The sequence below is a fragment of the Sporomusa rhizae genome, from assembly GCF_041428845.1.
Lineage (GTDB): Bacteria > Bacillota > Negativicutes > Sporomusales > Sporomusaceae > Sporomusa > Sporomusa rhizae.
This window is the reverse complement of record NZ_CP156925.1, coordinates 3,327,026-3,350,774: the sequence shown is the minus strand read 5'-3', so window position 1 is coordinate 3,350,774 and position 23,749 is coordinate 3,327,026. Positions and strand designations below refer to the sequence as shown.

The 23,749-nt window shown below is 41.0% G+C and carries 22 protein-coding genes; 21 read left to right on the top strand and 1 reads right to left on the bottom strand.

What is annotated here, in order from left to right; all coding sequences use genetic code 11:
- The first annotated feature begins 665 nt into the window (after positions 1-665).
- The 19 genes from SRRS_RS15835 to SRRS_RS15745 all read left to right on the top strand — a co-directional run bounded on the left by SRRS_RS15835 (position 666) and on the right by SRRS_RS15745 (position 21,940).
- Complete coding sequence (locus tag SRRS_RS15835; RefSeq protein WP_371361870.1) at positions 666-2,783, top strand: diguanylate cyclase; 2,118 nt, start codon at positions 666-668, stop codon at positions 2,781-2,783.
- Positions 2,784-3,380: 597 nt separating this feature from the next.
- Positions 3,381-3,977, top strand: coding sequence for a TetR/AcrR family transcriptional regulator (locus SRRS_RS15830; RefSeq protein ID WP_371361868.1), 597 nt, complete (start codon positions 3,381-3,383; stop codon positions 3,975-3,977).
- 48 nt (positions 3,978-4,025) lie between these two features.
- Positions 4,026-6,686 carry a PEP/pyruvate-binding domain-containing protein gene (locus tag SRRS_RS15825; RefSeq protein ID WP_371361867.1) on the top strand — a complete coding sequence of 887 codons (2,661 nt, stop codon included), beginning with the start codon at positions 4,026-4,028 and terminating at the stop codon, positions 6,684-6,686.
- A gap of 34 nt (positions 6,687-6,720) precedes the next feature.
- Positions 6,721-7,038: a DnaJ family domain-containing protein gene (locus SRRS_RS15820; protein WP_371361866.1), complete on the top strand. Its 318-nt coding sequence runs from the start codon at positions 6,721-6,723 to the stop codon at positions 7,036-7,038.
- A gap of 81 nt (positions 7,039-7,119) precedes the next feature.
- Complete coding sequence (locus tag SRRS_RS15815) at positions 7,120-8,034, top strand: alpha/beta fold hydrolase (protein ID WP_371361864.1); 915 nt, start codon at positions 7,120-7,122, stop codon at positions 8,032-8,034.
- A gap of 243 nt (positions 8,035-8,277) precedes the next feature.
- Positions 8,278-9,225, top strand: a complete 948-nt coding sequence (coaA, locus tag SRRS_RS15810) for a type I pantothenate kinase (RefSeq protein ID WP_371361862.1) — start codon at positions 8,278-8,280, stop codon at positions 9,223-9,225.
- A 145-nt stretch (positions 9,226-9,370) separates the two neighbouring features.
- Positions 9,371-10,486, top strand: coding sequence for an NADH:flavin oxidoreductase (locus SRRS_RS15805; protein WP_371361860.1), 1,116 nt, complete (start codon positions 9,371-9,373; stop codon positions 10,484-10,486).
- Between the two features lie 200 nt (positions 10,487-10,686).
- Entirely contained in the window at positions 10,687-10,974 is a 288-nt protein-coding gene (locus tag SRRS_RS15800; protein WP_371361858.1) for a DUF1330 domain-containing protein, read from the top strand.
- A 553-nt stretch (positions 10,975-11,527) separates the two neighbouring features.
- Entirely contained in the window at positions 11,528-11,719 is a 192-nt protein-coding gene (locus tag SRRS_RS15795; protein WP_371361856.1) for a SymE family type I addiction module toxin, read from the top strand.
- Between the two features lie 315 nt (positions 11,720-12,034).
- On the top strand, positions 12,035-12,469 hold the full coding sequence (gene fabZ, locus SRRS_RS15790) for a 3-hydroxyacyl-ACP dehydratase FabZ (protein ID WP_371361855.1): 435 nt from the start codon (positions 12,035-12,037) through the stop codon (positions 12,467-12,469).
- 328 nt (positions 12,470-12,797) lie between these two features.
- Positions 12,798-13,157 carry a PadR family transcriptional regulator gene (locus SRRS_RS15785; RefSeq protein ID WP_371361853.1) on the top strand — a complete coding sequence of 120 codons (360 nt, stop codon included), beginning with the start codon at positions 12,798-12,800 and terminating at the stop codon, positions 13,155-13,157.
- Between the two features lie 21 nt (positions 13,158-13,178).
- Entirely contained in the window at positions 13,179-14,198 is a 1,020-nt protein-coding gene (locus tag SRRS_RS15780) for an HlyD family secretion protein (protein ID WP_371361852.1), read from the top strand.
- 9 nt (positions 14,199-14,207) lie between these two features.
- A complete protein-coding gene (locus tag SRRS_RS15775; protein WP_371361850.1) occupies positions 14,208-15,797 on the top strand; it encodes a DHA2 family efflux MFS transporter permease subunit in 1,590 nt (529 codons plus the stop codon).
- Between the two features lie 27 nt (positions 15,798-15,824).
- Positions 15,825-17,096, top strand: coding sequence for a TolC family protein (locus SRRS_RS15770; protein ID WP_371361848.1), 1,272 nt, complete (start codon positions 15,825-15,827; stop codon positions 17,094-17,096).
- Between the two features lie 280 nt (positions 17,097-17,376).
- Complete coding sequence (locus tag SRRS_RS15765) at positions 17,377-18,105, top strand: MBL fold metallo-hydrolase (protein ID WP_371361846.1); 729 nt, start codon at positions 17,377-17,379, stop codon at positions 18,103-18,105.
- Positions 18,106-18,605: 500 nt separating this feature from the next.
- Positions 18,606-19,118: a sigma-70 family RNA polymerase sigma factor gene (locus SRRS_RS15760; RefSeq protein WP_371369848.1), complete on the top strand. Its 513-nt coding sequence runs from the start codon at positions 18,606-18,608 to the stop codon at positions 19,116-19,118.
- Positions 19,111-20,010, top strand: coding sequence for a DUF3298 domain-containing protein (locus SRRS_RS15755; protein ID WP_371361844.1), 900 nt, complete (start codon positions 19,111-19,113; stop codon positions 20,008-20,010). Before SRRS_RS15760 ends, SRRS_RS15755 begins: the two co-directional genes overlap by 8 nt.
- A gap of 221 nt (positions 20,011-20,231) precedes the next feature.
- On the top strand, positions 20,232-20,390 hold the full coding sequence (locus SRRS_RS15750; protein WP_371361842.1) for an aspartyl-phosphate phosphatase Spo0E family protein: 159 nt from the start codon (positions 20,232-20,234) through the stop codon (positions 20,388-20,390).
- Positions 20,391-20,611: 221 nt separating this feature from the next.
- Positions 20,612-21,940, top strand: a complete 1,329-nt coding sequence (locus SRRS_RS15745) for an FAD-binding oxidoreductase (protein WP_371361840.1) — start codon at positions 20,612-20,614, stop codon at positions 21,938-21,940.
- A gap of 104 nt (positions 21,941-22,044) precedes the next feature.
- Here the strand turns inward: SRRS_RS15745 and SRRS_RS15740 are convergent, their stop codons facing one another.
- Positions 22,045-23,013 (bottom strand): alpha/beta hydrolase, encoded by a 969-nt coding sequence (locus tag SRRS_RS15740; protein WP_371361838.1) that lies wholly within the window; start codon positions 23,011-23,013, stop codon positions 22,045-22,047.
- A gap of 96 nt (positions 23,014-23,109) precedes the next feature.
- Here SRRS_RS15740 and SRRS_RS15735 point away from each other — a divergent pair, with 96 nt between their 5' ends.
- Positions 23,110-23,331, top strand: a complete 222-nt coding sequence (locus tag SRRS_RS15735) for a YjbQ family protein (protein WP_371369846.1) — start codon at positions 23,110-23,112, stop codon at positions 23,329-23,331.
- Positions 23,331-23,612 (top strand): DUF503 domain-containing protein, encoded by a 282-nt coding sequence (locus SRRS_RS15730; RefSeq protein WP_371361836.1) that lies wholly within the window; start codon positions 23,331-23,333, stop codon positions 23,610-23,612. The genes SRRS_RS15735 and SRRS_RS15730 overlap by 1 nt, the downstream gene beginning before the upstream one ends.
- Positions 23,613-23,749 lie beyond the last annotated feature (137 nt).

Here is a 23,749-nt window from a genome sequence, read left to right as displayed (position 1 = left end):
TTTTGCTGGGTGAATCTGAAGATAATAGTATTAACTTCATTATTCGCGACAGGTAATGGTGAAGACTGGATAAATAATAAACTAAGCAAAAATGCAAATTATTGTTAATTTTGCACTAAATCTTTCAGGCTAAAGTTCTATGTAGTTGTAGATAATGCAAATTTTACCCTTGTTTTCAATTCGGATCGCTGTCTTTTAGTTAGAAGGAATCCAATTTATGGACGTTTATAATATTTAGTATATCATCTTATACTTTCTCTAGCAAATAAGCAAAGCTTTTCTTTAAGGATCTCATTTTTTAAAAGAAGAATCAAGGCGAAAATGCATATTATATTGCATTTTTGCCTTGATTCTTTTATTAGTCTGTTAAGTGGAAAGATTATTCATACCAGAACCTTAGTTGTATATACGGAAGATGGGATCTTTATTTATTTCTGTTAAAATCGATTAATGTCTAGGCTAATTGCTGAATTTTGCAAAATAATAGCAGGAAGATATTTGAAAGTTGTCGAATTTTCGTTTTATATGGTAAAAATAAAGAAGATTTTTTTATATAGCACGTAATATTTGATTACAAAAATTCACATTCCTTCTGAGTTGCGTTGAACAGTATGCGAACAGATTAAATGGTGGGTATTTTACTATTAGGATGGTTTTGAGAGAAAATGAAATCTGAGAAAGGCGTTTTTTGGTTTCGGTCTTTGCAAACAAAACTGTCGATTTGCATTTTGGTTACGAACTTTGTCCTGGTCATTTTTTCGATGTCACTCGTATTCGATGCTGTAAAAGTGAATAATCGGGCGAATCGCATAACAGCAATCAACAGGTGTAGCGAGTTCTTTTTTTTAACGATAGAAGCTCTTGCGTTTGAGAGGGGACGAACTAACGTCATATTATCAGAGGAAAGTCCGATTACTGATGCTAATAGGATTTTTATCGAAGAACGACGTGTGCAGGCCGATAAAAACCTAAGTATTGGTCTAGAGAAACTAAATGAAATTGATCCAGTGTCGGCTAACCTTTTGCAAAGCGAGTACGCCAAGTTTCTGAAGTTGCGGGCTAAAGCCGATATACAGGCAGAAATGAAATTTGCTGAAAGGGAAGCGGCATTTGCTGATGAATGGTTTGCGAACTCTACGACCTTTATTTTTCGCATAAAAGAAACCCTTGCAGTGTTAGGTAAAAAAGAATTGATTATTGATGATTTTGATCTTTATTATCAATTACAGTTGGCCTGCATTGAATTTAGGCTTTTCAGCGGCTATAGTGGCAGCGTATTAACAGCAGCGATAAGTCGGGGCACCACTATTCCTGGTGAAAAGTACCAAAATTTTATCGAGTCTCGAGTGAAAGCAGATTATATCTGGGCCAATATCGATAAGGATATGGCAGAATTGAATAATCCCGCGCTGGGTAGAAAGAGCGACAAGGTATTCCAGGAATACTATAATGAATATAGATCGTTTCAAAATGAAATTTTACGTCAGGCTTTGGCGGGAAAAGTCCCGAAAGACACGGTACAGCGACTGGCGGCACTATCGGTACCAGCATTTGACTCGATTTTTGACCTAATCGCTGAAGTAAGTGTTGAAAATCGGAATTATGTAGAACAAATGAAAAATAAGGCTATCCGGGGATTAGAGGTAGCTTTGCTCGAGTTCTTTCTGGTGTTGGCATTTTCTGTGTTTAGTCTCAGTTATTTTAGAATCATGTTATTCTCTCCTATGAAACGAATCATAAATGCATTGCAGAGTATCGTTAACGGACAACCGGTTTCTAATTTGGAGACAGATGCGAAAAGACAAGATGAAATAGGCTGGTTGGTTCAGGGTGTAAAAATGCTACAAGTAAGTATGGAGGAAGAACGACGACTCAAAGCAAAGAATGAGATCCTCGCTACCACGGATAACTTGACTGGATTGTATAATCGGCATATGCTGGATCAGGAAGCAGAACGTGCCCTGGCGCAGGCCGACCGTTATGAAGACCCCATTTCTATGATAGTATTTGACCTTGATCATTTTAAAAACGTTAACGACACGTGTGGTCACCTGATAGGTGATGAAGTTTTGAAACAAACGGCTCAGATTGTTAAAAAGCTTATCCGAAGGCCGGATAAGCTTTTCCGGTTTGGCGGAGAAGAGTTTCTCATCCTTATGCCAAAAACTACTGTTGACGAGGCTGCCGCAGTAGCTGAAAAAATACGCGTTGTTCTGGAAGAGAATAAGCATCCGTATGCGGGCCAGGTCACGGTCAGCATAGGCGTTGCTGAAAGATACAGGAAGGAATTTTTCAAAGACTTTTATAAACGAGCTGACGATAACTTATACCGGGCGAAAAAATACGGACGAAACCGGGTGGTACGCTCAATTGTTGCGGCGGTAAATATGATCTGGAATCCGGAATGGGAAAGTGGTCATCCTGAGATTGACAGGCAGCATCAAAAATTATTGGAGAGATCAAAAGAACTCTTTGAAATGTCCATGCTGTCAAATTCTGAATTTGAGAAAGTATTGACTATGTTGGAGACGTTGATTGAAGAAATTGATAATCATTTTTCTAGCGAAGAGCAGATACTGGAACAAATCGGCTACCCTGACGTCGAAGACCATAAGTTAATACATACACAACTGCTTACTAAAGCTGCATCGCTCAAAAATTATTATTTACAAGATGAAATCAGCACATCTTCTTTCATTTTGTTTATTCTTGACGATGTTGTTTTGGGGCATATGTTGAAAGAAGATAAGCTCTTCTTTCCCTATACTCAGAAGAAAACATAATTAACTTCATTTAGAGTCAGGCCCAAAAGCCTCAATCCTTGCGGAATGAAACGCAGGATTGAGGCTTTTTCATAGGCTAAGCACTTTGTGAACCTAGCTATATCTAAGAAACGAATAAAGGTAATCTGCCAATACAGCTATAAAAGCTGAGGCATTAGGCGGGGGTCAAACTGCAAACCACTCACCTATCCGGAGAACTGCATAATCGTATGGGGAGCGAATGCGGGCTTTGGTGAAAAAATCTCATCAAGCCAAAATTTATTTTAACACTTATTGTTAATCTCAACGGATCAAATGCTGGGAATTTTCCTCTAGTTTTTTTCCTCAAAGCTGAGAAGCATGAATGCCTCACAGCTTTGAGGAAATTCTATTTTTTAGGGCCAAATCAATCCGCCAAATCGGTCGGGAAACAGGAGGTTCAGCCAATGTCCCTGTCTTCTAAAACTTGTACCGTACATACCTATCCTGAATGTTGGAATAGCGTTTATGAATAGCAGTTATTGACAATTAAAATAAGATGATGGATAATTTACATACACTCAGTATAATTATATACTGAGTGTATGCTGGGAAATTAATCGCTTTGGGGGATGACTAATGGGCAGTCTGGTTGAAAGAAAGAAAAAGGAGATTCGTGACAGGATTATTGCCGTGGCAGGTGAGTTGTTTAATCAGCAGGGCTTTGAAAACACGACTATGGATCAAATTGCGGACAAAGCTGTTGTGGCTAGAAAAACTTTATATAATTATTTCCCCTTCAAAGAAGCCATTGCCGATGAATATGTTCGAAGCATAGCCAAAGATACAGCCCAGGAGACGCTGGAGATACTTTCCAACCTGCCTGACACAAGATCACGATTGATAGCAGCCATTAACAAACGCTATGATTGGTTGGAGTTGAACCCGGAGATTTGTAGTATTGCTTTAATGTACCGTATGAAAATTATGTTGCAGGAGCCTAATTACAAGTTTGAGCCGAGTGGCACTCAGAGTCTTATTATGGATATTTTACGTACAAGTCAAGAAATGGGAGAAATCAACGCAGACATCTCCGTTGAAAGAGTATTTGGTTTTATTGATTACATGCGTACAGTAACGGTACTAGACTGGCTAAAAGATAATACCCGGGTAAACCTTCGGGAGGAGACGGTACAACTGGTGGATTTGGTATTATACGGAGCTTTCATTCGATAAACGACAAAAAAATCAGAATAATCATTCGCTAAAGAAGGGGGTGGCCATATGCAAAATCGAATGGATAATTATGTAGCTTCCTGGAGAGAAGCTTTTCAGTTCGGCGTCAGTTTGGTTGGGGGAAAGGCTTGGAACCTATCCAGGCTGGAACGGTATGGCTTTAACGTTCCGTGTGGTTTAGTGCTTACAACTGCAGGATTTCAAGAATTTATCAACTATAATCAGCTTGGCGAGACTTTAAAATTAACCTCGCTTCAAATAAATAGTAAGAATCTGAGTGAGGCCGATCATCTCCTCTACTGCTTAAGAGAGCAAATAATAAATGCGACGATACCTCCTATGGTTGTTGAAGCCATACAGGGAAGGTTAGTTACCGAGGGATTAGCCGATAAAAGAGTAGCAGTTAGATCTTCGGCTTCAGCAGAGGATTCGCGGCAGGCATCTTTTGCCGGTATTCATGATACCTTCCTTAATATTAGAAGGTTGGAGAACATTATAGAAGCGATCAAGGGCTGCTATGCATCTCTATGGACGCCCCGGGCCGTAGCCTATCGTCGCAAACAGAACATAGACGACCACGAATTATTGCCTGCTGTCATCATTATGGAGATGGTTGAAGCCCGGTCGGCCGGGGTGGCTTTTAGCTGTGATCCTCAGAGTGGCCGTCGGGATATCTATGTGATCAATGCCAACTTCGGTCTGGGAGAATCCGTAGTAAGCGGAGCCGTAGAGCCTGACACCTACTTTGTCGCTCCCCCTGTCTATACCTTGCTGCCGGAAATTAAAGCAAAAAACTTAGGTTCCAAGTTAGGTGTGACCAGCACCAACGAAAACGGCGGGGTATATCTGGCTCCTTACGACCACCTCAGATCAGAACCGGCTTTAACCGACGAAGAAATTAAAAAATTAGGCGTATTAATAACCCGTATTTTCGACTCTCTAGGAAACGGCGAGGAACCGCAAGATATAGAGTGGGCTTTTGACGGCAGTAGCTTTGTCCTGCTCCAGGCCCGCCCGGTTACCACTTTGCCGGATTGTACCTTCGAGGCTATAAAAAATCAGCCTACTGCGTGGTCTAATGCCAATTACCGGGACGCGATTCCTATGGTCTTATCTCCTCTCCATAGACAAATAATGAAAGAGTTCATTGATACTATTTGGATTAGCACATTTTCTAATCCCGGCTACCCGGTGCCGGATGGAATTCAATTTTCCCGGATCTTTAATGGCCGCTTATACTGCAATATGTCAGCAGTATACTGGGGTCAGTACGATTGTAACGGAGCATTACCCCGTGATCTAACTTTTGTCTGGGGAGGGCACCAGCCGGAAATTGAAATCGACGATCGGAGCCCTTTCGAAGGGGAAGCAGGCGTGCAGAGGCAAAAAACTGCTATGCGAACCATGGCCCTAATTAATGAGGCCGCTGCGAATGCAAGTGACATTCTTTCAGGAGTAGCTGCCGCGATAAAAAAAATTGCCCCAGAAGGATATAAGCATTTTCCCAATCATGCGTTTATTGACAGTTTTGAGGATTTGGGTCAAATCGTTAAAGCCTATAGTGAAAAATACACCTGGTTAAGTGGAGCCGGAGGGCTGCCGTTGGGAATTTTAATGCAAAACCTGTTCGGAGTTTTAGGCCCCAAGACCCCCATGGTTATAAACGGCTTGATGGCGGGTGGAGACGCATCAATAACCAGCGCCGATCATGGGTATCGTCTGGTTGAATTGGCCGAACAGGCCCGTCGGGACGATTATGCAGTTCGATACTTCAACAACCGTCCTTTTGCCCCGCTTTTATGGGAACAGCAGCTTCCGGAAAGCTCGCCGTTTAGACAAGATTTCCAAAAATTCTTAAAAGAATATGGTCATAGAGCTATCTATGAATTGGACATCATCAACCCCCGTTGGCAGGAAGATGCTTCCTACCTATTGGATATTATAAGGACAACGATGCCTACTGCCAATCTGAACAATTTGCGAGCCCGTCAAAAAGAAAAGGGTAAGCAGGCCTGGGCGGAAATCACCGCCTTACTTCCTGCTGACAAACTGGAGGGAATTCGCAAAATGATAATAGATGCCCAGCAGGGAGCTGGATTACGGGAAATGGCCAAATCGATCCTGGTTATGGCTCTACAGCCCTATCGTTCTATGGCCTTGGAGTTGGGCGACCGTTTTGCCGGACGGAACCTTATCGATCAACCATCCGATATTTTCTTCTGTACCTGGCCTGAAATATTCTCGATATTGGGTGGGGAATGGAATGGGATGGGGCTTAAAAGCCTGGTGCAGGACCGCATTGCAACTCATAACGCCAATGATAAGATCATTCCTCCGGACATTATCCAGGGCGATAAGGCAACGTGCTCGCAACCTGCTATCATACCCTTAGGCAATTACTTGCAGGGCGTAGGAGCGGCAGCCGGTAAAGCCACTGGTACAGCCCGCTTGATTAATCATCCTGGCGAGGGAAATAAGCTGCAGCCTGGCGAGGTTATGGTGGCTCCTTCTACCGACCCGGGGTGGACTCCTCTGTTTTTGAAAGCTTGTGCTGTAGTTATGGAAACAGGAGGATATATATCGCATGGAGCAATTATTGCCAGAGAATATGGGATTCCAACCGTTATTAACGTGCCCGGAGTTATGAAGGCTATTCAAGACGGCCAGGTCGTTACCGTTGATGGGGATGAAGGACGGGTAATTTTTTAAAATGCTAGAGTGATGAAAATGGAGGTGTCTGGTAGTGAATGACGGAATTAACAAGATCATAGAGCAAAATATTAAAAGGGCAATGAAACAGGGAACATTTGACAATCTGCCCGGACAGGGCAAACCTTTGCAGCTTACCGACCTCAGCTTTGTTCCCCCCGAACAGCGTGCGGCATTTTTGGTTATGCAGAATTCAGGCTCGTTGCCACCGGAAATGGAGTTGCGTAAAGAAATCGCCAGTTTGGAAGAAAAACTACAAACTGCGGCTGGGGAAGAGAAAGCTGTTATACAGAAAAAGTTGACGGAAAAGAAGATGTTTTATGATGTCTTGATGGAACGACGCAAACGGTAAACGAAAGCGGCTCCACAGTTAGCCATGATGCCCCCAATATCATCGACAACACTTTTAGAATGATGCAGGAAGGTGAAAACAATGCCTAATGTGACGGCAAATGGAATTCAGATTGAGTATGATACTTTCGGCGATAGGTCTTCTTTAGCCTTACTATTAATCGCCGGCAATGGTGCCCAACTGCTCTTCTGGGATGCCGAGTTCTGCGAACTATTAGCGAAAACGGGCCTTTTTGTTATTCGTTTTGACAATCGCGATGCTGGTCTTTCGACAAAATTTGATGAAGCCGGAGTCCCGGATATTATGGCTGCAATCAAAGCCGCTATGGAAGGCAAGCATGTTGCAGCGGCATATTCCCTGGATGATATGGCAGACGACTGTGTGGGGTTACTTGATGCCTTGCACATTGAAAAAGCGCATATCTGCGGTGCTTCGATGGGCGGCATGATAGCCCAGGTTGCTGCTTATCGGCATCCACAGCGCGTTATGAGTCTGACTTCCATCATGTCAAACACGGGAAATCCCCATCTTCCGCAGGGAAAGCCGGACGCGATAGCTGCCGTTGTCGCACCGCCACCGGCGGAGCGCACAGCATATATTGAACACAATATGAATGTATGGCGAAAGATTTGGAGTCCCGGTTTTCCCTTTGAGGAAAAAAGAGCTCGGACATACCTGGAGAAGAACTATGACCGCTCATATTACCCACAAGGAATGGCGCGTCAAAATGTGGCTATTCTTTCCCGTGGGGATAGAACAGCATTGCTTTCATCTATTAAAGCCCCAACACTCGTCATACACGGATCCGGTGATCCGCTGATTCCAGTCGAAGCGGGAAAAGATACAGCTCGCGTAATTCCTGGGGCAAATTTATTGATCATTGACGGAATGGGGCACGATCTCCCCACGGGGGTTTGGCCGGAAATGGTAACCGCTATTTCCCGTCATATAAAACAGGCCCATTTGCAATCTCCACAACGGTTCAATAACCTTTGAAAACTAGGCGGTATAGTTCGTGAAGAAAAGGCTTATCCTTTTGTGGCACAGAATGTTCTATTGTGAGATATATCTGGCCAGATATAAATGTCATTCTGATTATCAAAAAACTGATAGACGAACATGGCTTTAAGGTTGTTGGCACAGATGAAAAACGTGAGGCAAGAATACTTGAGTTACCCCAAAATTAGCCGAGGCTGTGGAGTGGAATATATACTTTAGTGCAGAGAGGAATAGATTATTATGAATGATTCCAGAACATCTCCTTATATATCTTTTACTCGGGAAAACTGGGAAACATTGAGAATGTCTACACCACTTACTATTTCTGAAGAGGATTTAGCTAAAATGCGAGGAATTAATGAGCAAATTTCTTTAGAGGAAGTAGCGAAGATTTATTTGTCCCTTTCCAGGCTTTTAAACTTGTATGTTCTAGAAACTAGGAGACTTTATGAAGTAACCAATACATTTTTGAGTACTTTACAAAAAAAGGTTCCATACATTATAGGAATTGCAGGTAGTGTGGCTGTTGGGAAAAGTACAATAGCTCGAATTATTCAGGCATTATTAGCTAGTTGGCCGACTCAGCCAAGAGTTAGTTTAGTTACAACTGATGGTTTTTTATACCCAAACAAGCTATTAGAAGATCGAGGTATAATGAAGAGAAAAGGGTTTCCTGAAAGTTACGATGTTCGTCGAATAATCAAATTCTTGCGAGAAGTCAAATCCGGTTGTAGGGAAACCAAAGTACCGGTTTATTCGCATTTATCTTATGATATTATTCCTGGCCAATACCAACTAGTAGATCAACCAGACATATTGATAGTAGAAGGCGTGAATGTTCTACAAACTATTCAAAATCGAAAAAATAAGGGTAAGCCATATGTATTTATTTCCGATTTTTTTGATTTTACCATTTATGTTCATGCAGAGGAAAAGGATATAAAAAGATGGTATATCGAACGATTTCAGACGCTACGTCGCACTGCATTTCAAGACAAAACATCATATTTTCATCAATATACAAAGCTATCTGAGGATGAAGCCACTAATTTTGCAAAAGAAGTATGGGAAGAAATAAATGCAGTGAACTTAAAGGAAAATATTTATCCAACTATTAATCGTGCACGATTGATTATTGAGAAACGGTATGATCATTCCGTTCAAAACATAATGCTACGGAAATTATAAGGAGCAAAGTGTTCCTTGTGAAGATGCTTTACATATTACCGAATAAAAGAAATGGAAGCGGTAAACAGGATATTACAAAAAGACTGCAAGATTATCCATGCTTTTAGGTGACGCACGGTACTAAACGGCAGAAGGAGGAAAAATTATGAGTATTTTGTTTGAATCTGTAAGCATAAAGAAGATGACTCTTAAAAACCGGTTTGTCAGGTCGGCTACTTATGATGGTTTTGCTGATAACGGTCATGTATCTGATCAACAAATTAAATTTTTTTCAGAACTTGCAGAGGGCGGCGTAGGCTTAATTATTGCAGGCATAGCTTATGTTCATCCTGCGGGTCAAGTATCACCCCTCCAGAATTCTATTGCAGGAGATGAGTTTGTCGACGGTTATAAGAAGCTGACACAAGCAGTTCATGACCGGGACACTAAAATTGCATTGCAGCTGTTTCATGCCGGAAGAGATGCTGCATTATTAGAAAACCTCTTACCGTTAAAGTATACTCCTCTCGCTCCTTCCTTTATTGGCGACGATCCACACTACAAAGGCAAGTATCGTGCAATGATGGAAAGTGAAATATGGGAGATCATTCAGGCCTTTGGAGATGCGGCGGTAAGAGCAAGAGAGGCCGGATTTGATGCTGTCCAGGTTCATGGCGCTCATGCATACCTCCTAATGCAATTTCTTTCCCCAATTACAAACCATCGAGATGATCAATGGGGTGGCAGCCTGGAAAATCGTCTGCGTTTTCATCGCGAAATATACACCGACATCAGGAAAAAAGTTGGCGAGGACTATCCGATACTCATTAAGCTCGGAGTGCAAGATGGTTTTTCCGGTGGGTTTGAGTTCACTGAGGGCAAACAAGTCGCCAAAGTACTTGCGGATATAGGATTTGATGCTTTGGAAATCAGTCAGGGGTTAAGAGGAAAATCATACGAAGAAACTGAGTTTAGACCCCGGATTAATAGTCTTAAACAAGAAGCATATTTTGGAAATTGGACGCGCGAAATTAAAGGCGAAACCAATGTTCCGATTATGATGGTTGGTGGTCTTAAAACTCTGTCTTTGATGGAGGAGAAAATTCATAATAAAGAGGCCGATTTTATATCGTTATGCCGTCCATTACTCGCAGAACCAGGCTTGATTAACGATTTTAAAATTAATAAAAAGGCAAAAGCAAGATGTATTTCATGTAACCAATGTGTTGATCAAATTGTTAAGGGAAAGCAGGTTTGCTGTGTTCAAAATGCTAGAAGTTAAAATTTGGAAAATGCGATTCGCCGCTATTTTTATAATGATAATGTGCTTAATTCCCAGTATACCCTGTAGGGCAGAAGTCCCGTATACTGTTGATGTGAAAACAGTTAATCTGGGGGACAATTTTGCCAATTACTAAAACAGATGCCTGAGAAAATTACGTCATTTAGGGCATAAAAGATCACAAAGGAAGGTGTTCGAACATGAGTGTATATTTTATTGCGCACATAGGCATTAATGATTTGGCGGAATACGAAAAATATCTCGAACGCTGTGATGAGGTGTTTGCCTGCTATGGGGGCGAATATCTGGCTGTTGATGAAAATCCGGTTGTACTGGAAGGTGATTGGCCATATACAAAGACGGTACTTATACGGTTTCCTGACAAGGAGAAGTTTTACCACTGGTATGAATCGCCGGAATACCAAAGTATCCTTAAGCATCGGCTTAAGGCTGCAAAATGCGATACAGTCTTGATTGAGGGTAAGTAATTAAAAACAAAAAAGGGTGTATCTCCCTGGACTTTTCGAAGTCTGGGGATTGCTTTGTGGCAAAAATAGGGGCTATCACACTAATTTCTTAGTGCGGTAGCCCCTGTCAACGAGGATTTTCTAATCTAAATCCATGTTTTGTCGAACGATTTTTTGTCAAATACCCTTGAAAAATTTCCTAAATATACTATACTTAGAAATGGATGGCAATTGAAAATCGTCGCGACCTGAAAGTGTTAGAGCACTTTCAGGCACGCGCGGGTGACAAGCCCACCTACACGTAACAGTTTCCTGTCCACGACGACAATAATAATTATAACCAATTATTTCCTTAAATACAAGCAAAGGTATGTTCGGTTATAATAACTTGTCGCTGTGGCACGGCTGTTCAGTTGCATGCAATGGAAAACGCATAGGAATATGCAAACGCAGAAATCAAGTCGCATGTGTAGGTAGTAAGCCTCGCATGCGATTTTCAATTCCTCCAGAAAACACAGGCTGTTCGCGGGCATATTGTCCGCGGGCGGTCTGGAATCTTGGAGGGAATATAAAAATGGAAGAACAAAGAAAAATATACCGGTTAAATTCGGTAAGCAGTATTAATCGAAACGAGAAATTGATACCGTATATCCGGCTGGAAGGAAAATGGCTGAACAAATTGGGGTTTCAGCATGAACAGCAGGTTCTGGTGGAAGCCGAACCGGGGCGGGTAGTGATAAGGGAGCTAGAAAAATACAATGAATAATATTGACACCGCAGGCGAAGAAGGAATTAATTTTATACCTTTTCCCGGACTTTTCGAAGTCCGGGGATTGTTTTTTGGCAGAAAAAGGGCTATTAACTAATTTTAGTGCGACAGCCTCCTTTACGGTTGGACAATAAATTATGTTGTAGTATATAGAAAGATGCTATAATACTTATAAGTACCTGCTTGTAAATTAGTATGCTATCGTAACTTGAAAGTGAAGAGTGCAAAATGGATTTTATGCACGGTAATTAAGAGAAAATGTATGAAATGTGTTATTTATAATACTTGATTTCTTCTAAGGAGTTGTTTTTTGTGATATCTATAACTGAAATACAAAATATCATTGTACATCGATACCCTTTTTTACTGATCGACCGTATTGATGATATTGAACCGGGGAAACGTGCAGTAGGTATAAAAAATGTTACCATAAACGAAGAATTTTTTCAGGGCCATTTCCCTGGTAGGCCAATCATGCCTGGAGCAATTATTTTAGAGGCAATGTCTCAAGTTGGAGGAGTTGCAATACTTTATGCTAGCAAAAACCGAGGTTCTTTAGCATATACTACTGGAATCAATCGTGCTAGATTTAGAAAAAATGTAGTTCCTGGAGATCAATTAAAAATGGTCGCTGAAGTTACTTATTTACGCAGTAGGATGGCTAAAGTATGGGCACAAGCTTTTGTTGATGATAAAAAAGTTGCAGAAGCAGAGATTATTTTTACATATCGTGTAGATACGGAATAAGGTGAAATATTAGTTCTCCACTAAATCGTAAATGGTCGTTTGGGTTTGAATCCTTAGGTGGATGATGAGTAAATGCGGTTCCATAGTGAGATGTAGGGAGAAAAATGAAGTTAAGACCTCTTATGACAGAGAATAACTGTCATAAGAGGTCTGTTTTGTTTTTACCAACGCCGGTTAAACAATTTAAATAGGGATAATAGCCACTTATTAGCGTGGGAAATACCAAATCATGCTATTTGTGGGATTAACATTAGATTGACGATAAAGCAAAAAGTTATTACTATTAATAATATTAATGTTAATAAGTTATGTAAACGGAGGTAGCTCAATGTCATCATCCCATACTGAGAGAAAGGTCTGGATAAAACATATAACTGGGCTGCTGATCTTAAGAATATTAAAGGACAGGCCTGCTTATGGTAATCTGATTGCCGATGAAATGAAACAGGTAACCCACGATACCATCAAGCCGAATCCTAATTTTATCTATCCTTTACTACGAGAGATGGAGGAAAAAGGGTACGTGGAAGGTAGTTGGGAAAACCCCAAGACTCGTGGTAAACGTATTTATACCATTTCCGAAAGTGGCCTTGTACGCTTTCAGCAACTTAAAGAGTTAGCGCAAGCTAAGTTTTTGGAAATCGAGCGTCGTCAAAAAATAATACGAAGCTTTTTATTTGAAGAATGATTTATAGAGAAGAGGATTATTATGAGTGCACTTAAGATACTAAATAACCGCAAAACTGCAACAATTGCTGGTTCTGTAATTGCCTTGCTGCTTGTTGCCAGTGGTTGGTGGTGGATATCCTCCAGCGGGAAAGTATCGACAGATGACGCCCGAGTAAAAAATAACATTGTAAATGTTAGTACTAAGGTCCCCGGACAAGTGGAAGAACTCCTTGTAAAAGAAGGCGACCACATAGAAGCAGGTCAAGTTATTGCTAAGATTGATAGCGCTTCTCTAAAAATTCAAGTGGAGCAAGCTCAGGCTAACTTAGCGTCAGCGCAAGCAAAGTTAGCTTCATTGGAAGCAGGAAACCGGCCTCAGCAAGTAGCTCAGTCCCAGGCATCTGTGGAGCAAGCGGCTGCTAATTTAGATAATGCCCGCAAGAATTATGAACGGGCAGCAAACTTGTATCAAGACGGTGCTATGTCAGCGCAGCAACGTGATTCCGCTCAAACCGCGCTAAAAGTGGCTCAGGCACAATATGATGCAGCAGATCAGGGGCTCAGTTTGGTGAACGAAGGCGCAACTGCACAGGACCGGCAATTTGCCGAAGCCCAAGTAGCGCAGGCGGCTGCGGCACTAAAAAATGCACAATTGCAGCTAAATAACTCCGTAATCATAGCACCTATTTCAGGAACTGTCGCCAAAGCTTCCATTGATCCTGGCGAAATGGTTTCGGTGGGACAGACACTATTTAGTATTACGAATCCTTCGGATGCCTGGGTTGAGGTTAATATTGAGGAAACTGATATTGGTAAAGTACAGGTAGGTCAGCAGGTTGATTTTAAAATAGACGCCTACCCAGGTAAAAGTTTTAAAGGGGAAGTGGCTGAAGTTGGCGCTGCTACCGGATCTCAATTTGCTCTTTTGCCGTCAGATAACACAAGCGGCAACTTTACCAAAGTTACGCAGCGGATTACTGTCAAAGTTAGGGTTATTGATAACAATAATATGGAATTGAAACCGGGAATGTCTGTAGTCGCTGACATTCGTACAAGGTAGGTGGTTGTTGTGAGTACTGCAACTGTAAGCGAACAACCTAACAAATACTTTGTACTGTTTATTGTTTCCCTGGGTACGGTTTTAAGCGGCTATGTAAGCAGTTCATTAGATATTGCGTTGTCCAATATTATGAATACCTTCGGTTTTACAATGGACACCGTTACCTGGGTTCTTCTTTCATATATGATCCCATATGGTGCTACTTTGCCGATAATGGGAAAGCTAGGGGACCAGTTCGGACGCAAAAAAATGTATGTAGGCGGATTGATTTTATTCACCGTTGCAACAATGATGGTTGGATTATCCTGGAGCAGTGTTACGGTGATAATTTTTAGGATCCTACAGGGTATAGGGGCGGCGATGTTCTTCCCTAATGCGATGGCATTGGTAGCGGATGCCTTTCCGCCTAATGAACGGGGCCAGGCTATGGGGATGTGGGGTGCCCTGGCCGCATCCGGCGCGGCCCTGGGGCCGACTATCGGCGGGTATATTGTCGAATATCTAAATTGGAGAATGCTGTTTAACAGTATTGTACCAATAGCTGCCGTCGGCATTATTTTGGCAATTACCGTTTTGCGGGAATCGGAGGTGAATAATACTTCGGTTAAGATTGATTATTTCGGCGGCTTGCTGCTGGTATCAAGCTTAAGCTCTTTAATAATTATGCTAAATCGTGGGGGTAAAGAAGGTTGGACATCGCTGTATATTGTTAGCTTGTTTATCGTAATGATAGTAAGCATGGCAGCTTTTATTTTGGTTGAAAGCCGGATAAAGGACCCTTTGGTAGATATTGGTTTATTTAGAAATCCTACCTTCGTAGCAGCTAACATTGTCGGGTTCTTAACTTTTATGGCCTTAATGGGCGGCCTGTTTCTAATACCTTTCTTCCTTAGGAATATTTTAGGATATACGCCGATTCATGCTGGGTTATCACTGATTCCTCTCATTGCTTCAATGATCTTTTTAGCACCGCTGGGGGGCAAATTAGCCGATACAGCCGGTGGAAAGACGCCGACTATGTTAGGGATGCTAATTCTTTCCCTCACACTATATTCCTTTCATACTATGACAGCTGACACGAGTTACCCGTTTATCGCTATACGCCTGGTTTTCATGGGAATCGGACTAGCGCTGACTATGTCACCTTTATCTAATGCGGCTATGGCTACTTTGCCGAAAGAAAAAACCGGAGTCGGCTCCGGTGTATTCAATCTGTTTAAGAATGTTGGCGGCAGTGTTGGTATTGCCATTTTGGGGACGATGCTTGATCAGAGGCAGATATTTCACACGCAAATCTTGTCCACTTATATAGATAGTTCCTCCTCGATCGCGCAACAGGCTATTGCCGGTATCCAAGCGGGCTTAGTACAAAGCGGCATGCAATCAACGCAAGCCTATGAGGTGGCCCTTACGGTCTTACACGGCATGGTGGCAAAACAGGCAGCAGTGATGGCCTATAGTGATTTATTTATAATTGCAGCCCTGCTTGCCAGCTTAGGCATTATTGCAGCCACAATGATGAGAAATATTCCGAAAGTCAATGAAAGCAGCGAAATAACAGATGATGAACAAGAGCCGGTTCCAACAGCGATTCATTAAACACAAAAATGGAGAGAGGGCAAATTTATGAAAGCAAGAAAAGTGATGTTAAGTACCGCTGCCGGAGCGGCAATTATGCTGCAAAGCATTATTGCTTTTGCCGATCCGGTTCCAGGGTTGTCGTTAGATGACAGCGTAGCCTTAGCGCTTAAAAATAATCCAACTATAAAAATGGCAGTGGATGATCAACAAAAAGCTGAGGGAGCAATAGCTGAGGCTGAAGCAGGCAGAGCACCAACACTCTCTATCGGTGCCGGTGCCAATCGCGCTGAGGGAGCTGGGCAAGCTGTGCCGGGTACAAGCTATAACAGCTCGCTTAAAATGAATTGGACATTGTATTCCGGAGGCAGAATCGAGGGACTTGTCGATCAAGCCAAATTGAACGCAAAAAGCAGCGATCTAGGTGTTGATAAAGCTCGCGAACAAATCAAGCTGGATGCTACCACGGCCTACTATGGTGTGTTGCAGGCAGGTGACATGGTTGCCGTAAATAATGAAGCAGTTGATTCATTAACACAGCATCTTAAAACCGTCAAAGCTCAGTTTGACAGCGGGGTTATTGCTAAAGCAGATTTACTTCGCTCAGAAGTCGAGCTTGCCAATGCACAGCAGAATTTAACAAAGGCTCAAAATGCCTTTGAGATAGCAAAGTCAAATCTTAATAATGTAATCGGGGCACCGCTTGACACTCAGCAAATATTGAACAATCAATTGACTCATACCGACTTTGATTCCACGCTGGATGACTGTATAGCCTACGCATTGAATAATCGTCCGGAAATTCAGCAGTCCCAAAATGGTATAGAGGTTGCTGAAAAAGGTGTAGAGATTGCTAAAAGCGGCAATCGTCCGACCGTTACCTTCGGTGCGACTGACGGCTGGAGCGGCAATGAATTTCCAGGACAAACCAACAACTGGTCCATGAACGTTATGGCCAATTGGAACGTGTTTGACGCCGGGCTGACTAACGCCAAAGTGAATCAAAATAAGGCAGTATCAGCCAAGGCAAAAGACCAGGATACCCAGCTGCGCGGCAATATAGAACTGGAAGTACGCCAGAATTATATGAACATGCGTGAAGCCGAAGAACGCCTGCAAACAACCCAAGTTGCCGCAAATAAGGCGGAGGAGGACTTAAAAATAGCCAAAACAAAATACTATGCCGGGGTAGGCACCAATTTGGATGTTATTGATGCACAGTTGGCATTGACTCAAGCCAAGACAAACCACACTCAGGCACTGTACGATTATAACGTTAATATGGCAAAACTGGAAAAGTCTATGGGTATTAAAGTATAAAAAGAAAGAAACCTAAATTAACAGTGGGGCTGCAGATCATTCTGCAGTCCCACTTAAATTAGGTGATGTCATTATTTGATTCAAGTCAGGATGCTACACAGCCTATCACCGCGGCGAAGCGATAAACAGGTATAGGTGACAAGATTGCTTAACGGAATTTTATGTATAAGCCAGGGGAGCTCACTTGAAGGGATATAGAAAAATTTGGTATAATCTTGTTTTAGTACGATAGATTTCAACAGATGATTAATTTAAACTATTTAAAGAGAAGGGGGTTCTTATGGAGCTAAAAAAAATATCTGATAGGATTTATTATTTGACAGCAGAAGAAGAGACGGATAGACCTGTTCTTGGCTATGTTAAAGGGAACAAATATTCATTAGCTATAGATGCCGGTAATTCAGCTAAACATGTAGAAAAATTTTATTTTGAATTACATAAAGCAAATTTGAAATTGCCAGATTATACAGTGATTACTCATTGGCATTGGGATCATACATTTGGAATGCATGCAGCCGCAGGGAAGACGATTGCCGGACATGAAACAAATAACAAATTGAAAGAAGTCATGACCTGGAAATGGTCTGCTGCTGATATGAAAGCCAGACTTGAAACAGGTAAAGACATTGAATTATGTGATAGATGCATTAAGATAGAATATCCTAATAGAGAAGACATAAAAGTTATTTCTGCGGATATAGAATTCAAAGGAAGCGTAACACTTGCTTTAGGTGGAATTCATTGTGAAATCATGGAAACTAAAGCGCCGCACTCCGAAGATTCCGTATTGATTTACATACCAGAAGAAAAAACAATTTTCATCGGTGATGCAGATTGTGAAGATTATTATGATAATAATGGACAGTATGACAAAGAAAAGCTACAAGCTTTTATAGAACTAATAAAAGGAATTGAATTTAATACTTATGTGCTGGGACATGATGAACCACAAACAAAACATGAAGTAATTACATATTTAGCAGATGAATTAAGAAAGTTGCATAGATAATCGCAGGGGGCAGACGTGTCAGGGAGACGGGGTTATGATAGTGAGTAAAAAGGTATTCATTCTCCTGAAGCGATTCGGTTAATTCAAGTGTTCTGAAACAAGATGCAGGAATATAATAATCAAGTTAAGTGTTAAGAGCCTTTCGGGGCTTTTTTCTTTTATAATAACAATATAGGGGTATAAGCCAATAGGAGCTGTTTTTAAGCAGGAAGGTTGCTTACACGGAAAGCGTTTTCAAAGGCAAGGAGAAGCCTCACATGGATTGTCGGGCAAACGTTAATAATTCTATTAACTGCCGTGAGTATGTTAGTAGAGAGTATGTCCCCCAAGGCTAGTTAAAAGCTAATATCATTTTCGGTGCTTATGCTTATGTAGTTTAATGTAAGGTGAAACCAATTCAGTTGGAAAAAAATTATTATAAAATCCAGATATGGTGCAAACTTTTTATGTATTACCAGCGTCTATATAGTGTAAAACAAAGAAAGGAGCTATTTGTGCTGATGGGGGAAAGTAGCATAGAAAAATTCGCAGATTACGTTATTAAAAATAAGGAGAATCACTATCGGCTTGCTTTTAGTTACGTTAAGAATGTTGAGGACGCTTTGGATGTTGTCCAGGAGTCTATTTATAAAGCCATTTCAACTATCGATACTCTCAAAAATCCTGAGTATTTAAAAACTTGGTTTTATAAAATTTTAGTAAATACATCATTGGATTTACTTCGAAAACGAAAGAAGCTAGTCGCAGTAGATGAGGAAACTTTACTTAGTTTTGATTCAGGTACATTTGATACTTGTGAGGATATAGATCTTCATAATGCATTAGATAATTTGCCTGTTCCATACCGTAGTGTAATAGTACTTAGGTTTTTCGAGGATTTAAAAATAGAAGAGATTGCGGTTGTTTTAGATGAAAATGTTAATACAATAAAAACACGCTTATACAAATCACTTAACCTGCTGCGTGTTGAAATGAATGACAAAGGCAAGGAGGAGGACATTCATAATGGATAAAAAATTGGCTATGCTGAAAAAGGAATACATGAACGTACCTATTCCTGCGGAATTGGATTTTGTAGTAAGAAAAGCCTTAAAAGAGAATGGAGTTAATAGCAGTATGAAAAATAATAAATTTAAAAGAATAAAAATAGCAGCCGCTTCTATAGCCGCAGCACTTGTCGTACTTACTGTAGGCGTTAATACTAGCCCGGTTTTTGCAGCAGCAATGACCAAAGTACCGGTTGTAGGTAGTGTTGTGAAGGTGCTGACTTTTAGAGAATTTACCGTAAACGAAGATACCTTCAATACGAATATAAAAGTGCCGGCTGTACAAGGGTTAGAAAACAAAGCTCTGGAAAATAGCTTGAATGAAAAATACCTTGCTGAAAATAAAAAGCTGTATGAAGAATTTATGGCTGACATGGAAAACTTAAAGAAAAATGGTGGCGGTCATCTAGGCGTAAATAGCGGGTATGAAGTGAAGACCGATACCGACAGAATTCTTTCTATAGGTCGTTATGTGGTGAACACAGTGGGTTCTTCATCAACAAAAATGAAGTATGATACTATAGATAAGAAAAACGGAATCCTAATTACTTTACCAAGCTTATTTAAAGACGACCGGTATGTTGAAATTATAAGTGAAAACATTAAAAAGCAAATGATAGAACAGAATAAAGCAGATAGCAATAAGTTTTATTGGGTAGCGGGGATTGAGCAGAACGGGAATATGGAGCTATTTGAGAAAATTTCAAAGGAGCAAAACTTCTACATTAACACAGAAGGTAAATTGGTAATATCCTTTGACAAATACGAAGTTGCACCAGGCTATATGGGAATTGCTCAATTCGTTATTCCAACCGATATTATTTCAGATATTTTGGTTAGTAATGAGTATATAAAATAAGCCGGATAGGAAAGTTAGGACGATGAAATCATGGCAATAATTAAACTAGAAAGCGAAAGCTATGGGGTTAAAAAGCATGGAGTAGAAGCTTATTAGCACTCGTAAGTTAGTTGAGCCCAATATCGGGCTCTTTTTTTCCGCGCTTACCTATGGAACAAACATACGTTCCGTGCTATAATATATGTATATATATAGCAAAGTTAAGAAGGCAGGGCGAAAAAATGCAAGATCAAAAAGCCTTATGGGAAAAAATAGAGCAATTGCAGACAGAACTACATGAAATAGTAAGTAAAAAAGGGATTAATTCTCCTGAAGCAATTCGGTTGATTCAAGAGTTCAGAAACAAAATGCAGGAATATAATGATCTAGTTAAACGTTAAGAGCCTTTCGGGGCTTTTTTCTTTTATAAATACAATGCAGATATATCTTGCGGGTTCAGACAGTTATTTAAATAAGGTTAATTGTAAAACATCTGGAAGTCTATAGTCATGAAAGGATAGTAGGCGGCTGGATGTTCGTTTTAAAAACTGGGATTGGTGTAACCGTGATCACCTAATTAACATAAGATAATTCAAGAGGAGTTAAATTGGAAGGTGATAACATGAAGTACAATGGCCTAACCGGAAAGGTCGTGACACCAGGGGATCCCGAATATGACTTAGCCAGACAAGAATATAACGAAACGATAGACGCGTATCCTGCCATTATCGTGTATTGCATGAATCCATGCGATGTAGCCAATGCTATCCTCTGGTCGAGGGAACATGGATTTAGATTGCGGGTTCGATCAGGCGGCCATAACTACGAAGGATACTCAACCGGTACGGATAAATTGGTTATAGACACTTCCTGCATGAATGGCATGAAGGTGAATAACGCTAACGACACTGTTGAGATTCAGGCGGGATTGAGATTATTGCCTTTGTATGAGAGGCTTTACCAATTTGGATATACTTTCCCGGGAGGGACCTGTCCGACGGTAGCTATATCCGGATTAGTTCTGGGAGGCGGTATAGGGTTGTCGACCCGTTATTTGGGGTTGACGACAGACAGCCTTATAGAGGCTGAAATGGTTGATGCCTGGGGAAATCAGTTAACAGCGAATCACTGTTGTAATCCAGAGCTTTTCTGGGCATTGCGGGGCGCGGGTGGTGGCAATTTCGGCGTTGTAACAAGCTATAAATTTCAGTTGCTGAAAAAAGTAAACCACATAACCTTGATTAGACTAAGATGGGATAATAATATTCCGGCCAGAATCCAATTCTTACGAACATGGCAAGACTGGTTGCCTTGCCTGGATCGTCGGCTCAGTGCGTTTGGCGGGATATATAAGCTAGGAGCCTGGGTGAATGCATTTTTTTATGGGCAGCCACAGGACGCTAGACAAATTTTGGCGCCTCTTTTGCATATACCCGGAATTACCCTTGAATATATCGAAAGTGTCCCTTTTATCGACGCCATAAATATGATAGGAGCAGACTACCCTAGGCGGGACGCTTTTCAGCAAGTGGGAAGATTTGTGTATAGGCCTTTCAGGCAGGACGAATTGGAGAATCTTATCTATATTATGGATAATGCGCCTTCAAACAGAAATTCGTCCCTTCGGGTTTACTCGCTGGGGGGAGCAGTCAGAGACACAGAAACAAATGCAACAGCCTTCTACTACAGGCAGGCAAACGATATAATGGCAATCACATCTTCCTGGGAAAGCAAAGAGGAAGCTCCGCTACACGAAGAATGGGTGAAGACGAGTTTTAACTATGTATATACTATTACTCGAGGTTCGTATGTTAATTTCCCTTATAATCAAACACCGAATTATGAGTATAATTATTACGGGGAGCATATACGAAGGCTAATGCATATCAAGAAGGAATATGATCCCCATAATATTTTCAGTTTTCCGCAAAGCATAAAACCTCCGTCTTAAAAGTATGATGTGGCTGTGCGATGTTTTGCTATTAGACCCGAAGTTGAAGTAAGACCTTTATTGGATTAATAAAGCGCCCGTCTGGGCGCTGTCTTTATTTTTTTCTATCCGCCATCAACTGTACTGAGAAATTTTTGGATAGTATCCTTATATTCTAAGTTTCTTTCAATAATAGCCATGCCATGTTTTGTATTTGGGAAAATGTGTAATGACCGATAGCCTTTAGTTGCGGCGCATAAGCTTTGGGCCATTTCTATTGGTACTAGTGTATCGGCATCACCATGAAGATATAGTATTGGCGTAGTAACTTGTGCTACATATTTAACAGGAGATACTTCTTCATATAAGAAATTCGATTGACAATAGGCTGCTAAACTGGCATATTTTACGAGGATATCTATCCATAATGAAGAATTTAATCCTATCAGACTATTAAGTTTTAATGTTATCAGCTTAGTCAAGTCGCTATAGGCACTATCAGCAACGTAAAACTTAACACGTTTTGTCGATTCGTTGAGGGCTGAATGCATAAGTGCCGTGGCAGCACCCATTGAAACACCATGTACACCTATTGTGCTTTGCGGATTTTTTTCCAGAAGCCAATCGATCCATTGATCAAGATCGTATTTCTCATAGTAGCCCCAGGATACACAAGAGCCGCCACTTAACCCGTGGGCCCGTGAATCATAAATTAAAAGGTTATATCCATTACTTAAATACAGTTCTGCGAAATGAAGTCCCATGTTTTGTGTGGCTGATATGCCGTGAAGAAGGATGATTGTTTTATTGGAAGGAGTTGGACTTGGAATAAATGTCCCCTCAAGTGCATAGCCATACCGGGAGGTTATCCTAACTGACTGCCAGCCTAAAATTTCTACTCCGAATTTAAGCCGGGACTGAAGGTTCTTGTAATGTACTAAATCCATTCTGGTATTTAATACACAAAACCCATTGTGAAAGGTGATTCCACCTAAGAGAAAAATTATATTTAAGAAAATAAGTATCCATAATACCAAGCAGATACCTGTTGAAAAATAAACTTTCCGTTTTAATATTTGTAATGGAATATCCACAGGTAGTACCTCGAATTTAAAAGGAGCGTTATAATGAATATAGGGTTCCAATTTCAAATGTAAAATATTACAACTTCCTCTAAAACTGGTAAGTGAATTGCTGCCAACCTGCTAAATAAAATTAATACCCCTACACTCCCCTATCGCTATCTGGAAGGAAATTCCTGTGCTCATGTCAAGAGTTCACTCAGGGGATGCTCTGTAACCTTACCTGTTGAAGAAAGTGATTTAATTTTAGGTACATGGCAAGGGATCTGTTTTTGTGAATTTAATGGCCCGCGCAACCGCAAAGTCGTTGTTCAGGTGGTGAGTGTCTAATGCAAGTACTGATATGCTCTATTGAAATATTTATGCCAGGTGTAGGTTCATTAAAGGGTAAACGGCAGATAGTCAAAAGTATTATTGGACGAATCCGGTCACGTGTAAATGCCTCAATTGCTGAAACGGGGTATCAGGATACTTGGCAGCGAGCCGTTATTGGTGTAGCTATGGTGAGCGCTGACAGGGGGATGCTTGAAAAACAAGTTAATCTCATACGAAATATTATTGATGATTGTGGAGAAGTTGAAACGATTGAATTTTTGACCGAATATGTTTAATACGGTACAGTTTTGCGCGCGTATGCAGGGAATAAGTTGTTTGGTAGCGAAAAGAATTTAGTAAACATTTTTGGTAATACCAGTGAGCTTTAAAAACGGATGCCGAAAATGATGTCAGTAAGGATGTTCCGCCTTGG

Coding starts and splice junctions, on each gene's coding strand:
- SRRS_RS15835 (WP_371361870.1), top strand. CDS start 666: ATGAAATCTGAGAAAGGCGTTTTTTGGTTTCGGTCTTTGCAAACAAAA.
- SRRS_RS15830 (WP_371361868.1), top strand. CDS start 3,381: ATGGGCAGTCTGGTTGAAAGAAAGAAAAAGGAGATTCGTGACAGGATT.
- SRRS_RS15825 (WP_371361867.1), top strand. CDS start 4,026: ATGCAAAATCGAATGGATAATTATGTAGCTTCCTGGAGAGAAGCTTTT.
- SRRS_RS15815 (WP_371361864.1), top strand. CDS start 7,120: ATGCCTAATGTGACGGCAAATGGAATTCAGATTGAGTATGATACTTTC.
- coaA (WP_371361862.1), top strand. CDS start 8,278: ATGAATGATTCCAGAACATCTCCTTATATATCTTTTACTCGGGAAAAC.
- SRRS_RS15805 (WP_371361860.1), top strand. CDS start 9,371: ATGAGTATTTTGTTTGAATCTGTAAGCATAAAGAAGATGACTCTTAAA.
- SRRS_RS15800 (WP_371361858.1), top strand. CDS start 10,687: ATGAGTGTATATTTTATTGCGCACATAGGCATTAATGATTTGGCGGAA.
- SRRS_RS15795 (WP_371361856.1), top strand. CDS start 11,528: ATGGAAGAACAAAGAAAAATATACCGGTTAAATTCGGTAAGCAGTATT.
- SRRS_RS15785 (WP_371361853.1), top strand. CDS start 12,798: ATGTCATCATCCCATACTGAGAGAAAGGTCTGGATAAAACATATAACT.
- SRRS_RS15780 (WP_371361852.1), top strand. CDS start 13,179: ATGAGTGCACTTAAGATACTAAATAACCGCAAAACTGCAACAATTGCT.
- SRRS_RS15770 (WP_371361848.1), top strand. CDS start 15,825: ATGAAAGCAAGAAAAGTGATGTTAAGTACCGCTGCCGGAGCGGCAATT.
- SRRS_RS15765 (WP_371361846.1), top strand. CDS start 17,377: ATGGAGCTAAAAAAAATATCTGATAGGATTTATTATTTGACAGCAGAA.
- SRRS_RS15760 (WP_371369848.1), top strand. CDS start 18,606: ATGGGGGAAAGTAGCATAGAAAAATTCGCAGATTACGTTATTAAAAAT.
- SRRS_RS15755 (WP_371361844.1), top strand. CDS start 19,111: ATGGATAAAAAATTGGCTATGCTGAAAAAGGAATACATGAACGTACCT.
- SRRS_RS15750 (WP_371361842.1), top strand. CDS start 20,232: ATGCAAGATCAAAAAGCCTTATGGGAAAAAATAGAGCAATTGCAGACA.
- SRRS_RS15745 (WP_371361840.1), top strand. CDS start 20,612: ATGAAGTACAATGGCCTAACCGGAAAGGTCGTGACACCAGGGGATCCC.
- SRRS_RS15730 (WP_371361836.1), top strand. CDS start 23,331: ATGCAAGTACTGATATGCTCTATTGAAATATTTATGCCAGGTGTAGGT.